Raw genomic sequence first — 13,541 nt, forward strand, 5'->3', positions numbered from 1 at the left:
ACATGGGCTGGAAGGACACCGCCGAACCGGTACTCACCCGCATGCCCACCGTCCAGCGGCCGGAGGGGCACGTCCCCTTCAAGCGGAAACTCGGCTGGACGGCCGGCGTGCTGGTGCTGTACTTCTTCCTGACGAACGTCTTCCTGTTCGGTCTGCAAGGACAGGGAACCGAAGCATTCGGACGATTCCGTTCGATCCTGGCCGGTGGCCAGGGGACGATACTGCAACTCGGTATCGGACCGATCGTCACGGCGAGCATCGTGTTGCAGTTGCTCGGCGGTGCCGACCTGCTCGGCCTCGACACGCAGAACAACCCGCGGGACCAGGTGCTCTATCAGGGGCTCCAGAAGTTCCTGGTGCTCGTGATGATCTGCCTGACCGGGCTGCCGATGGTGTTCGCCGGCGGATTCCTGCCGGCTAGCCCGTCGCTCGCCCGGACGTTCCCCGGCGGGGAGTTCGGCGTGCAGTGGCTGATGTTCGCACAGATCTTCGTCGGCGGTGTCCTCATCCTCTACATGGACGAGGTCATCTCCAAGTGGGGCGTCGGCTCCGGGATCGGCCTGTTCATCATCGCCGGCGTGAGCCAGCGACTGATCGGCGGGCTCGTCTCCACGAGCTTCATCGGGAACCCCCAACAGATCGGTATCATCCCGACGTGGATCGGCATCCTCAGCGGCAACATCGACGTGGGGCCGATCCTCGGGAGCGGCCTCCAGACGCTCGTCTTCGGGCAGGGGCAGATCCTGGCGCTGATCACGACGGTGCTGATCTTCGTCGTGGTCGTCTACGCCGAGAGCGTTCGCGTCGAGATACCCCTCTCGAACACGCGCGTCAAGGGCGCCCGCGGTCGCTTCCCCGTGAAGCTCATCTACGCGAGCGTCCTGCCGATGATCCTCGTCCGCGCGCTGCAGGCGAACCTGCAGTTCCTCGGGCGGATCCTCTACGCGCAACTGGGCAGTCTCCCGGCGTGGCTGGGAACGTACCAGCAGAGCCAGGGCGGCGTCGCCAACCCGGTCGGCGGCCTGTTCTACTACCTGGCGCCGGTCCGCAGCCCCGCCCAGTGGATGTGGTGGCTCGGCCAGACGACCAACGAGCCGTGGCAGATCATGCTCCGCGTCGGCGTCGACCTGACGTTCATGGTCGTCGGCGGGGCCATCTTCGCCATCTTCTGGGTCGAGACGACGGACATGGGTCCCGAGGCGACCGCCCAGCAGATCCACGACTCCGGGATGGAGATCCCCGGCTTCCGCCGGAACACCAGCGTCATCGAGAAGGTGCTCGAACGCTACATCCCGCAGGTGACTATCATCGGCGGCGCGCTGGTCGGCCTGCTGGCCGTCCTCGCGAACATGATGGGGACCATCGGTCAGGTCTCCGGGACGGGCCTGCTGCTGACCGTCTCCATCACCTACAAGATCTACGAGGAGATCGCCGAAGAGCAACTCATGGAGATGCACCCCATGATGCGCCAGATGTTCGGCTAATACCGCCGAACCTCTGGAATACAGCCACCGAGGCGAAACGCGATCTGACGACGAAACCCCGACCATCCCGCTGTGGGATGGTTCGATTCTTCCGTCTTCAACTGGTAACAGTCGTGATGAGTCACATTCTATCCATCAGACTCATCTAACATGTGTTTTAATTACCAAATTTGAAAGGGGTAGCGGGAAACATGATCCCGGCCCATCCGCTGACGCGCTAGCCCCGATGACGCCTGTCTGTACACACGCGAGGAACGTCGGTGCACGGCCACCGTTTCACCAGCAGATATAATAGACCACATTCTCACCACTGATACGACCCGAGCAGTAACGCGCGGGCCAGACGGGTACTGATGACTGGAGATACAGACGCTACCGACGACCGCACAGACAGACTCATCACTCGCCGTGGCGTTCTCAAGAGTGTTTTCGGAATCGGCGCGGGCATCGCAGTCGGCGGTGGCGGGCTGTTCGCTCTCGGTGAGGCCGGCATCGTCGACCTTGGAAGACTCCAGCAGTTGAGACAGCGGACCATTCCGAAACAGCCGGACAAGTCCCCTCGCGAGACGGAGCCCGAGAACCCGTCCTCGCCGCGCACTACGCCGTGGGATACGAACAGGATCGTGGTCGGCCTCGATCGGGCCGACAACATCGCAGGACGGGATTACGTCAAATCGACGTATCGGAACGCCGTGGCGTTCTGGAACGACTACATCGACGCGAACGAGCAGTTCAACGTGACGCTCACGTTCGACGCCGAAGCGTCTACTTCTGACATCGAATTCGTCGAGGAGAACATCACCTACTGTGTCAGCGAGTATCGAACGCCTGCGACCGGAAACGACGCCCTCACGCCGTACGTGTGCACCGAAACGCTCACTGACGCTCCGAGCGACACCCCGATTCGACCGACCATCACTACGTGCGGTAGCGGTCGGAACGTCTACGAACTCATCATCACTCACACGCTCGGCCGTCTCCTGGGCTACGACATCTGGAGCCGGCCGGTATCAGTGATGACGCCGAAGATCCTCTTCGGACCGGCACACGCCGAGACGCCCGACGCTACGAACGTCCTCGCCACGCCCGGGTACACTGGCGACCTCTATAGATCCCGGTTCATCGAACGCATTACCCTCACTCTCGGATACGCGCAGGATCCTGAGACTGCCGAAGAAGAATCCGAATCGCACGGGAACCTCGATTCGGAACTTCTCCTCACAGTCGAACGGATCAGGGACCATATCCGCTCTCACAGGCAGGATATCGACGACTGGAAGCGCGAGGTCCGCGACCTCGGATTCCCAGAGTACGCGGACGCTTACGACAACATTGCTGTCGTAGAGGAGGACATCGCGTATCTCGAGGAGACCGCGTCGATCATCGAAGCCCTCGCCGAGGGCAAGACCCACGATGAAGTCGCGGCGGCCGAAGAGGAACTGAAGGCGATCGTCGAACGGCTCGACACCATCGCTGCGTGGGAAGAGACGCGCGAAGGGACGGACGTCCAGATACACCGAAATTGGACCGACACCGTCTGGTCCGAGTGGACCAGCGAGTAGATACCGGCAGATCGCGCCGACGTCGTTCGCGATTGGGAGGGTCTGTACGTATCCCGTTCCGGGCATCGTTGCCGACATGATACCGTCGTTCTCACGACCGCCCATCGGATCGCCAGCTGTTCTGCCGACGCCGCAGAACAACTGTCTTCCTCCCGGCGACCGTCCGCTCGCGAGCGACGACTCCCGTCGAGAACGATAGAGAGGTCCTCCGATCGAACCGGGGCGGAGTGGTCGAGACGACTCCGTCGCCGCCGGCCGCCTCGACGTCGACGCACCACAAACCGTTTTGACGATTCCGGACCGAGCAGCGACACACGTGCATCGGGCGGACAGGCAGACCCAGAACCGCGTTACCGGGGTGAGCGATCGATGAGCACCGCTATCGACATCGTCCGGATCGTCGTCACGATCATGGGAATCGGGGTCGCTGCCCAGGTTCTGGCGGACCGGCTGCAGATCCCGAGCGTCCTCTTCCTGATCGTCGCGGGGGTGCTGGTCGGCCCCGAGGGCCTCGGACTGATCGACCCCGAGGTGTTCGGGGAGGCGCTGCCCGCGATCGTCGGACTGAGCGTCGCGATCATCGTCTTCGAGGGGGCCTTTCACCTCCACGTCGACCGCCTTCGGGAGGCGCCGCGGGAGACGCTGCGACTGGTCACGGTGGGCGCGTTCGTCTCGCTGATCGGGACGGCGGCCGTCGTCAGGTTCGCTCTCGGGGCATCCTGGGCCGTCTCGCTGCTGGTCGGCGCGCTGCTGGTCGCGACGGGGCCGACGGTGATCACGCCGATCATGGACGTCGTCCCCGTCCGCGAGCGGGTCGCGACGACGCTCGAAACGGAGGGGGTCGTCAACGACGTGACCGCGGCCATCCTCGCGCTCGTGATGTTCGAGTACGTCCTCCTGGGATCGAGCGGTCTGCCCACGCTGATACAGAAGTTCGCGACGCGGCTCGCCCTGGGGATCGCCGTGGGGTGTCTCGTGGCGTCGGTCGTCTGGTACCTGCTCAATCACGTCGAGCTATCGGTGGAGAACGCGCCGCAGAACGCCCGGCTGATCGTCCTCATCGCGGCGCTCGGCGCCTACGGGCTCGCGGAGATCGCCGCGGCCGAGACCGGGATCGCGGGCGAACTCGGCTCGGAGTCCGGCATCGCCGCGGTCGCGGCCGCCGGGTTCGTCCTCGGGAACGTCTCGCTGCCCTACCGCGACCAGATCGAGCAGTTCAAAGGCGACGTCACGCTCGTCGTGCTGACCTTCGTGTTCATCGTGCTCGCCTCCCTGCTGACGCTGGAGGACTTCGCCGCCCTCGGCGTCCGCGGGGTGGTCGCCGTCGTCGCCATCGCGGCGGTGGTCAGGCCGGCGCTCGTCTTGCTCTGTACAGTCGGCGGCCGCTTCTCCGTCGAGGAGCGCCTCTACATCAGCGCGATCGGCCCGCGCGGCATCATCCCGGCCAGCGTCGCGACGCTGTTCGCGCTCGAACTCCGCCCGCAGAACCCCGAGGCGGCGACGATGCTCGTCGGCGCCGTCTTCCTGGTCATCTTCGCGACCGTAGTGATTGAAGGCGGTCTGGCCCGTCACATCGCGCAGGGCCTGAACGTGATACCGATGCGAGCCATCGTCGTCGGCGGCGGCCGCGTGGGTCGCGCCCTCGCCGAGCGACTCGAAGACCGGGGCGAAGAAGTCGTGATCGTCGAGGCCGACGAACGAGCGGTCGAACGGCTCCGCCGGGACGGGTTCTCGGCGCACAGGGGCGACGGGACCCAGCGGGACGTTCTAGAGAACGCGGGCGCCGAGAACGCGAAGGTCGTCGCCGCGGCGACGGCCGACGACGACGTGAACCTGCTGATCGGCCAGCTCGCCAGGAACACCTTCGGCGTCGAGACGGTCGTCGCCAGGGTGAACAGCCCCGACAACGTCGAGGCCTTCGAGAACCTCGACATCGAGGCGATATCCAGCGGCATGTCGATCGCGTGGTCGATGGACAACGTCATCGAGCGCCCGGGGATCGCTCGCTGGATGACGGAACTCGACAGGGAAGGCGACGTCCAGGAGGTCGAGGTCACGACCGACGGCATCGTCGGCGAGACGGTCTCGGAACTGCAGGCGGAGCTGCCGGACGACTGCCACCTGGCGCTCATCACGCGGGACTCGGAGAACCGCCTGCCGGAACCGGACGACATCATCGAACGCGGCGACCACCTGACGTTCATCGGCCGGAAAGACGCCGTCAGGCAGGCACGCGAGTACTGTAGCGCCTGAGAGGCCAACCTCGGGGCCAGCCAGAGTGAATCGCCCTGCGTCCGGCCGCCGAGCGTGACAGGCATCTGATCGGTAGGGCTGCGGTCTGGGAGTTCGGTCCCAGCTTATTTGTGCACCCCCTTCGAACCGCACGTACTATGTCACGCGATATCGACCGACGCAGTTTCCTCAAGCTGACGGGGACGGCCGCGGGCGCAGCCGCTGTCGCGGGGTGTTCGGACAGCGGAGGGACGCCGACGGACGGAGGCGGTGACGGCGGCGACGGGGCCACCGGCGACGGTGGTGACGGCGACGGCGGCGGTGACGGGGGAACGGGCACCGACACCGCGACGCCCATGCCCGAACCCGAGACCCGCGAGGAGTATCTCCAGCGGGCGAATCGCGTGTTGCACGACGAGGCGCCGTGGATCTACCTGAACCGGCAGTACTCGGTGTACGGGAAGTCGGCGGACGTGAACTGGCAGGCCCGTCGCGACGAGCGGATCGACGGCTCCGCCATCGAGCCGACGGGCGGGAAGACGTCCGTCCGGATCACCCAGTCCAAGATGGACTCCGGACTCGACCCGCACGACCACCGCGAGACGCCGACGGACAACATCGTCCTCCAGGCCTACGAGGGGCTGCTGGGGCGCGACCGCGAGGGGAAGGTCGTCCAGAAGCTCGCGACCGGCTACGAGCGAGTCGAGGACGGGAAGGTCCGGTTCCAGCTCCGCTCGGGCGTCTCCTTCCACAGCGGCGACTCGCTGACCAAGGAGGACGTGGCCTTCTCGATCAACCGGATCGTCAAGTCGGACGTGGGCGGCCTGGAGAGTCCCCAGTCCGACCAGCTCGCGGGCGTCACCGGCGCCCAGCCGGCCGACGGCGACAGCGCGGTCGTCGTCGAGTCCGACGGGATCAACCCGATCGTGTTCGCCCTGTTCGCGACCTACTGCGACGTGATGAACAAGTCGTGGGTTCAGGACAACGACTCGGCGACGATCAACTCCCAGATGGACGGGACGGGGCCGTTCCAGCTCTCGAACTACGAACAGGACGTCGAGGTCGTCTTCGAGCGCTACGGCGACTACTGGGGCGACCAGGCGCCGGCGGAACAGCTCACCATCACGGCAGCGAGCGAGGCCAGCACGCGCGTCAACCAGCTACTCAGCGGGGAGACGGACGTCATCGTGAACGTCCCGCCGCAGAACATCAGCCAGGTCCGCGACGCCGACAACGCGGACATCAGCGCGGTCGCGAGCACGCGGGTCATCTACAACGCGATGGTCTACAACAAGGAACCGTTCGACTCGGTGGAGTTCCGCCGGGCGATGAACTACGCCGTCGACCTGAAGAGCATCGTCGACAACGTCCTCTCGGGGTTCGCCGACCAGACCGGGCAGCCGACGCTCGAAGGGTTCACGGGCTACAATCCCGATCTCGACCCGTATCCGTACGACCCCGAGGAGGCCCAGCGGCTCGTCGAGGAGAGCGGGTACGCCGGCGCCGAGATCGAACTGCACACGCCGAGCGGCCGCTACCTGAAGGACCTGGAGATCGCCCAGGCGGTCGTGAACTACATCGACGAACTGGAGAACGTGTCGGCGTCGGTCAATCAGCGGGACTTCGGGAACCTGACCGACGCGCTGCTGGACGGCGACATCTCGACGGGGCCGGCCTTCTACCTCATCGGCTGGGGCAACGCGACGTTCGACGCGAGCCAGACGATCATCCCGCTGCTGACCTCGGACGGCGCGCTGACCTCGCTGGAGAACGACCGCGTCGACGAACTGATGAACCAGGCCCAGAGCATGGGCGGCAGCGAGGCCGGGACCGACAGCTGAATGTCGCCGACGCGGGTCCGAACGCGGGCAGGGAGGCGATAGCGTGGCGTCGATCGGCCGGTTCCTGCTGAAGCGGGCGCTGCAGGGACTGCTCGTCGTCTGGGGAGTCGTGACCGTCGTCTTCCTCCTCCGGTACGTCACGCCGGGGAGCCCGGTCGACTTCATCGCGCCGCTCGACGCCAGCCAGGCGACGCGCGAGCGGATCGCCGCCGACCTGGGGCTGAACAGACCGCTGTACGTCCAGTACGTCGACTACGTCACTGACCTGTTCAGCGGCGACATGGGCTACTCCTACCGGTCGCGGACGGCCGTCCGCCCGCGCGTGTTCGCGAAGCTCCCCGCGACCCTGGAACTGGCGCTCTCGGCGACGGTCGTCGCCATCGCGCTGTCGATCCCCCTGGGCGTCCTCAGCGCGACGCGGCGCCACGGCCCGGCCGACTACGGCGCGACGCTGTTCTCGCTGCTCGGCATCTCGACGCCGAACTTCTGGCTCGGGGTGATGCTCGTCATCGTCCTCGCGGTGCAGTTCGACCTGTTCCCGACGAGCACGCGGCCGGTCGGCCTCCTCGACGTGGTCGGCAACCTCGTCGTGGTCGCCGGGCCCCAGCAGGGGTACGCGCTCCCGTTCGACCTCTCCGGGTTCCTCGCGGACGCGCGCGTCTGGCTGGCGTACATCACGCTCCCGGCCGTTACGCTGGGGACGTACTTCACGGCGCTCATCACGCGGCTCACCCGCTCGGGGATGCTGGACCAGCTGGGTCAGGGCTACGTCCGCGCGGCCCGCGCGAAGGGGCTGCCGGAGACGCTGGTGCGGTACCGCCACGCGCTGCGGAACACGCTCATCCCGGTGATCACCGTCGTCGGGCTCCAGCTGGGGACGCTCATCGGCGGCGCGGTCATCACCGAGGCGGTCTTCGACTGGCCGGGGCTGGGATCGCTCGTCATCGACGCCATCAACAACCGCGACTGGCCGCTCATCCAGGGGTGCCTGGTGGTCATCGGCGCCGGGTTCGTGATCGTCAACATCGTGGTCGACGCGCTCTACGCGACGCTCAACCCGCAGGTGATGGACTGAATGGCACCGGATCCGCTCGACTGGCTGACTCGGCTTCCAGCGAGGGTTCGTTCGTCGGTCTCCCCGCGGACGCTCCGCAACCTCCGGCGGGAGTTCGACCGGAGCTTCCTGGCGAAGCTCGGCCTCGGGCTGGTCGCCGCGGTCCTCGTGCTGGCGGTGTTCGCGCCGCTGGTCGCCCCGTGGAACCCGACGAGCCAGGACCTCGACAACAAGCAACAGCCGCCGCTCGGGTTCAGCCGCGCGGAGACCCAGACCGGCCAGGAGATGGTGAACGGCTCGCTGCAGATCACCAACGAGACGGTGTACGTCAACGCGACGACCGAACACCCGCTCGGCACGGACGGGCTCGGTCGGGACATGCTCTCGCGGGTGATCTACGGCGCTCGGACCTCGCTGCTGGTCGGCGTCCTCGGGACCCTGCTCGCGATGGCGCTCGGCGTGCCGACGGGGCTGGTCTCGGGGTACTACAGCGGCCGGGTCGACGACGTGCTGATGCGCATCGCGGACGTGAGCCTCGCCTTCCCGTCGCTCGTCCTCGCCATCGCGCTGGTCGGCCTGTGGGGCGAAGCGGGCGTCACCGTCCCCGACCCGTTCGTCGCGACCGGTATCGCGCCGGCGATACGCGGCGCGCTGTCGCTGCCCGGCGGGCTGACCTACCCGACCGGGATGCCAGAGCAGTTCACGCTCCCCGGAACCGTCATCGTCGTCGTCGGGCTCGTCAACTGGGTCTGGTTCGCCCGCGTCGCCCGCGGCGAGGCGCTGTCGGTCCGCGAGGAGGAGTACGTGACCGCCGCCGAGTCGCTCGGCGCGCCCGACCGGTTCATCATCCGCAAGCACGTCCTGCCGAACAGCCTCACCCCGATCCTCGTCCTCGCGACGATCCAGGTCGCCGCGATCATCCTCCTGGAGAGCGCGCTCTCCTTCCTCGGATTCTCCGGGACGACGCTCTCGTGGGGCTTCGACATCTCGCAGGGGCGAGAGTACCAGACCACGTCGTGGTGGATCGCCGCGATGCCCGGCCTCGCCATCGTCCTGACGGTGATCGGCATCAACCTGATCGGCGACTGGCTCCGCGACGCGCTGGACCCGGGCATCGAGGGCGAAGGAGGTGGCGTGTAGATGTCCGACGCCACCGAACGGGCCGAGGCGGCGGGGAACGGCGAGGAGGCCCGGGACCTCCTCAGCGTCCGCGACCTGTCGACGCGCTTTTTCACCGAGCAGGGGCAGGTCAACGCCGTCGAGTCGGTCAGCTTCGACGTGCGCGAGGGGGAGATCCTGGGTATCGTCGGCGAATCGGGCTCGGGGAAGTCGGTGACCGCGCTGTCGCTGATCGACCTCGTGGAGTCGCCCGGCCGGGTCACGTCGGGCGAGCTGTGGTATCGCGACCCCGACCTGGCCGCGGAGTTCCCCGACGCGGCCGACGGCGACGCGGTCGACCTCCGCGAACTCCCCGAGCGGGTCCGGCGAGCCCTGCGGGGGCCGTCGTTCAGCACGATATTCCAGGACCCGATGAGCAGCTTCAACCCCTCGCTGACGGTCGGTGAGCAGATCGCAGAGGCCGTCGAGGTCCAGCGCCGGGCGCAGGCGAACCCGCGGTCGACCCGCTCGCGGACGCAGGGGTACGGCCTCGGGTCGTACCTCCTCGACGGGCTCGTGCCCGGCCGCGACTACACCGACCCGGAGAGCCACGACCGCGCCGTCGAACTGCTCGAACAGGTGGGTATTCCGGACCCTGCCCAGCGGGCCGACCAGTACCCCCACGAGTTCTCCGGCGGGATGCTCCAGCGGGCGATGATCGCCCAGGCGCTGGCCGGCGAGCCCGACCTGCTCATCGCCGACGAGCCGACGACGGCGCTGGACGTGACCATCCAGGCGCAGATCCTCGAACTGCTGCGGGAGATCCAGGCCGAGCGCGACATGAGCGTCGTGCTCATCACGCACGACCTGGGCGTCATCGCGCGGATGAGCGACCGCGTCTGCGTGATGTACGCCGGCGAGGTCGTCGAGCGCGGGACGCTCGAAGACATCTTCGAGGACTCCGTGCATCCCTACACCCGGGGCCTCGTCGGATCGATCCCGGACCTGGAGGACCCCGCACCGCGGCTCCAGCCGATCGAGGGGTCGGTCCCGAGCCTGCTCGATTCGGAGATGGGCGACCGCTGTTACTTCGCCGACCGCTGTCCGAAGGCGATGGAGGCCTGTCTCGACCACCCGCCGGAGTTCGACGCCGCCGGCGACGAACACGCCGCGCGCTGTGTCCTCGCCGAACGCGAGTACAGCGAGGCCGCCGCGCTCCCCGACGGGTTCTTCGACGAGGACGGAGGTGAGCGCCGTGAGTGACGGCGACCGCTCCCGCGGAGCCCCGGTCGCGAGCGACGGCGGGGAGGCCGGAGACGCCGGTGACGACAGCCCGCTCGTCGAAGTCGACGGGCTCCGGAAGTACTTCGCGGACGACGACTCCCTGATCGACCGGCTGCTGGGCAGCGACGGCCGGAGCGTGAAGGCCGTCGACGGCGTGAGCTTCGCCATCGAGGAGGGCGAGACGCTCGGCCTCGTCGGCGAGTCGGGTTGCGGGAAGTCGACGACGGGCGAGACGCTGCTGGCGCTGCAAGATCCCACCGGCGGGGACGTCCGCTTCGACGGCGAGTCGGTGTTCGACCGCGACGACGTCGCCGCCTTCCGCCGCCGCGCACAGGTGGTCTTCCAGGACCCCTTCTCAAGCCTCGACCCGCGCCAGACCGCCGGCGCCATCGTCACCGAACCGCTCGTGATCCACGGGCTGCCCGACACCGATCCCGACGTGCGAACCGAGGCGGCCGTCACCACCGAGGGCATCGACTCCGACCGCGTCGAGGTGCGCGTCGACGGCGACGTGGACCGCGTGGTCGACCCGGTCGACGGCGTCGCGACGGTCCACGTCACCGTCCGGCGCCGCGGCGGGACGGTCTCGGCGTCGGTCGCCGAGGACCTGACCGCCAGGGTCGTCCGGGGCGGCGGAGACGGCGGCCGGAGCGGAGACGGCGCGGCCGGATCCGCCGGCGACGGCCCGGTCGTCGTCGAGGTCACGCTCGACCGCTCGCTCTCGGAGATCCGCCGGGATCGAGCGAAGGAACTCCTGGAGCGGGTCGGTCTCTCGGCCGATCAGGTCGACCGGTACCCCCACGAGTTCTCCGGCGGGCAGCGCCAGCGGATCGGCATCGCTCGCGCCCTGGCCCTGGAACCGGACTTCCTCGTCCTCGACGAACCGGTCTCGGCGCTGGACGTGAGCGTCCAGGCGCAGATCCTCAACCTGCTCGACGACCTGCAGGCGGAACTCGGGCTCACATACCTGTTCATCGCCCACGATCTCTCCGTCGTCCGGCACATCTCCGACCGCGTCGCGGTGATGTACCTCGGCGAGATCGTCGAGCGCGGGCCCGTCGATGCCATCTTCGAGGACCCACAGCACCCCTACACGCAGGCGCTCCTGGACAGCGTCCCGAGAGCCGACACGAGCGAGCAGGGCCGACGGGTCGACGCGCTGGCGGGCGACGTGCCCTCGCCGCGCGATCCGCCCGCGGGCTGCCGGTTCCACACCCGCTGTCCGCACGCTCGCGAGGCCTGCCGGGCCGAAGCGCCCGACGACTACGAGGCGGGCGCGCCCGGCCAGCGGGCGGCCTGCTTCCGCGTGCTCGACGACCATCCCTACTGGCAATCGGAGCCGATCGACGCCGCCGCGGAGCGGGCCGAGCGCGACCGCTCGGTCGGCGATGACGCCGGTGACGCGGCGGCGAACGACGACTGACGGTTCGACCTGTGCGCCGCCGGGAGCGACACCTTTTCCGCGGGGCCACCCGGACTTCGGTCCATGACCGAGGATGACGAGCCCGAGAGCGGGCCGACGTTCGCGGGGATGGGCGCTGCGGCCGCCGTCCGCGAGCACTGGGACGACCTCATCGGCGACATGGAGGCGACCGCCGCGGAGTTCGAGGCGGCCTGCTGGGACGTGCTCGAACTCCACCCGGGCGACGTGACTGCCGTGACCGGCGAGCGGTGGGGCTTCGACGTGCTCGTGCCCGACGACGAGTTCGAGCAGTTGCGCGAGTGGGTCGATGCGGGCGACTTCGACGAGCACGACGTCTACCGCGTCGAGAGCGGCATCGTCTTCGCGCTCGTCGTCCTGAAGGACGCGACCGACGAGCGGGCGGTCTGCTGCCCGCTCTACTACGACGACGCCGCGGTCGAGGGCCTCGGCGAGATCGCCGCCCGCGAGGGACTGCTCTACACGCACGTCCGCAACCTCGCCGAGGAGTACGTCACGTTCACCCACGAGGAGCCCGCGCTGTTCTTCCCGGACGACGAGGACTGAGACTTCGTCCGCTCGCGCGGATGCCTACCGCTTAAGAGGATGACCGACTACCGTCCGGTGAATGGCACAGCCGGTACTGAAGTGGGCGGGCGGCAAGCGCCAGTTGCTCGACGCGCTCTACGCGCGCTTTCCCGACTCCTTCGAGCGCTATCACGAGCCCTTCTTCGGCGGCGGCGCCGTCTTCTTCGACCTCGAACCGGCCGCGGCGACCGTCAACGACACCAACCCGCGGCTGGTCAACTTCTACGAACAGGTGCGCGACCGCCCGGAGGCGCTGATCGAGCGGCTCCGCGAGTTCCGCGACCCGGAGGCCGACCCCGATCCCGACCTGGCGTTCGCCGAGGAGACGCGCCGCGGGAAGGCGGTCGAGCAGTACTACTACCAGCAGCGCGCCCGCTTCAACGAGCGCGCCTACGCCGACGACTGGCCCGAAAGCGGCGGCGACCGCCTCGAAGAGGCGGCACTCCTGCTGTACCTCAACCGGACGTGTTACAACGGTCTCTACCGCGAAAACAGCGACGGCGGCTTCAACGTCCCCATCGGCCGCTACGCCGACCCCGACTGGGTGCAGGCCGAGCGGGTCCGCACGGCCTCGCGCGCGCTTGCGGGAACGGATATCCGGAACGGGGACTTCTCGTACGTCCTCGACGTCGCCGACCCGGGGGACCTGGTGTACTTCGACCCGCCGTACGAACCGATGAGTCCGACGGCCGACTTCGCGGAGTACAGCGCGGAGGGGTTCGGCCGGGAGGACCAGCAGCGACTGCTCGACGTGGCGAGTGAACTCGACGAGCGGGGCGTCTCGGTCGTCCTGTCGAACAGCGGTGTGATGTACGACCGTTACGACGAGGCCGGATTTTTCGTCGAGCGCGAGGGGGCGACGCGGGCGATAAACAGCGACGCGAGTTCCCGCGGCGAGGTCGACGAGATCGTCGCGACGACGGTTCCGCCCGGGGAGCGGCGCGGCCCGGACCAGGCCGCCCTCGACGAGTACTGACG

General features: G+C 68.0%; 10 protein-coding genes. All 10 read left to right on the top strand.

What is annotated here, in order from left to right; all coding sequences use genetic code 11:
* Positions 1 to 2: 2 nt before the first annotated feature.
* The 10 genes from secY to PSC72_RS05205 all read left to right on the top strand — a co-directional run bounded on the left by secY (position 3) and on the right by PSC72_RS05205 (position 13,539).
* Entirely contained in the window at positions 3 to 1,484 is a 1,482-nt protein-coding gene (gene secY / locus PSC72_RS05160; RefSeq protein WP_274324825.1) for a preprotein translocase subunit SecY, read from the top strand.
* Between the two features lie 353 nt (positions 1,485 to 1,837).
* Positions 1,838 to 3,046 carry a hypothetical protein gene (locus PSC72_RS05165; protein WP_274324826.1) on the top strand — a complete coding sequence of 403 codons (1,209 nt, stop codon included), beginning with the start codon at positions 1,838 to 1,840 and terminating at the stop codon, positions 3,044 to 3,046.
* A 369-nt stretch (positions 3,047 to 3,415) separates the two neighbouring features.
* Positions 3,416 to 5,299: a cation:proton antiporter domain-containing protein gene (locus tag PSC72_RS05170; protein WP_274324827.1), complete on the top strand. Its 1,884-nt coding sequence runs from the start codon at positions 3,416 to 3,418 to the stop codon at positions 5,297 to 5,299.
* 137 nt (positions 5,300 to 5,436) lie between these two features.
* On the top strand, positions 5,437 to 7,119 hold the full coding sequence (locus PSC72_RS05175; protein ID WP_274324828.1) for an ABC transporter substrate-binding protein: 1,683 nt from the start codon (positions 5,437 to 5,439) through the stop codon (positions 7,117 to 7,119).
* A gap of 43 nt (positions 7,120 to 7,162) precedes the next feature.
* Positions 7,163 to 8,194 (top strand): ABC transporter permease, encoded by a 1,032-nt coding sequence (locus tag PSC72_RS05180; protein ID WP_274324829.1) that lies wholly within the window; start codon positions 7,163 to 7,165, stop codon positions 8,192 to 8,194.
* Positions 8,195 to 9,313, top strand: a complete 1,119-nt coding sequence (locus tag PSC72_RS05185; RefSeq protein ID WP_274324830.1) for an ABC transporter permease — start codon at positions 8,195 to 8,197, stop codon at positions 9,311 to 9,313.
* Positions 9,314 to 10,534 (top strand): ABC transporter ATP-binding protein, encoded by a 1,221-nt coding sequence (locus PSC72_RS05190; protein ID WP_274324831.1) that lies wholly within the window; start codon positions 9,314 to 9,316, stop codon positions 10,532 to 10,534.
* A gap of 121 nt (positions 10,535 to 10,655) precedes the next feature.
* A complete protein-coding gene (locus PSC72_RS05195; protein ID WP_382261846.1) occupies positions 10,656 to 11,978 on the top strand; it encodes an ABC transporter ATP-binding protein in 1,323 nt (440 codons plus the stop codon).
* A gap of 63 nt (positions 11,979 to 12,041) precedes the next feature.
* Complete coding sequence (locus tag PSC72_RS05200) at positions 12,042 to 12,542, top strand: DUF7529 family protein (protein ID WP_274324832.1); 501 nt, start codon at positions 12,042 to 12,044, stop codon at positions 12,540 to 12,542.
* A 61-nt stretch (positions 12,543 to 12,603) separates the two neighbouring features.
* Positions 12,604 to 13,539, top strand: a complete 936-nt coding sequence (locus PSC72_RS05205) for a DNA adenine methylase (RefSeq protein ID WP_274324833.1) — start codon at positions 12,604 to 12,606, stop codon at positions 13,537 to 13,539.
* Positions 13,540 to 13,541: the final 2 nt, after the last annotated feature.

Source organism: Halosimplex aquaticum (assembly GCF_028747785.1).
GTDB classification, from domain to species: domain Archaea; phylum Halobacteriota; class Halobacteria; order Halobacteriales; family Haloarculaceae; genus Halosimplex; species Halosimplex aquaticum.

Bases quoted from the DNA above. Each gene is read 5' to 3' on its own strand.
- PSC72_RS05205 (WP_274324833.1), top strand. From the start codon at position 12,604: ATGGCACAGCCGGTACTGAAGTGGGCGGGCGGCAAGCGCCAGTTGCTC.
- PSC72_RS05190 (WP_274324831.1), top strand. From the start codon at position 9,314: ATGTCCGACGCCACCGAACGGGCCGAGGCGGCGGGGAACGGCGAGGAG.
- secY (WP_274324825.1), top strand. From the start codon at position 3: ATGGGCTGGAAGGACACCGCCGAACCGGTACTCACCCGCATGCCCACC.
- PSC72_RS05170 (WP_274324827.1), top strand. From the start codon at position 3,416: ATGAGCACCGCTATCGACATCGTCCGGATCGTCGTCACGATCATGGGA.
- PSC72_RS05185 (WP_274324830.1), top strand. From the start codon at position 8,195: ATGGCACCGGATCCGCTCGACTGGCTGACTCGGCTTCCAGCGAGGGTT.
- PSC72_RS05200 (WP_274324832.1), top strand. From the start codon at position 12,042: ATGACCGAGGATGACGAGCCCGAGAGCGGGCCGACGTTCGCGGGGATG.
- PSC72_RS05165 (WP_274324826.1), top strand. From the start codon at position 1,838: ATGACTGGAGATACAGACGCTACCGACGACCGCACAGACAGACTCATC.
- PSC72_RS05175 (WP_274324828.1), top strand. From the start codon at position 5,437: ATGTCACGCGATATCGACCGACGCAGTTTCCTCAAGCTGACGGGGACG.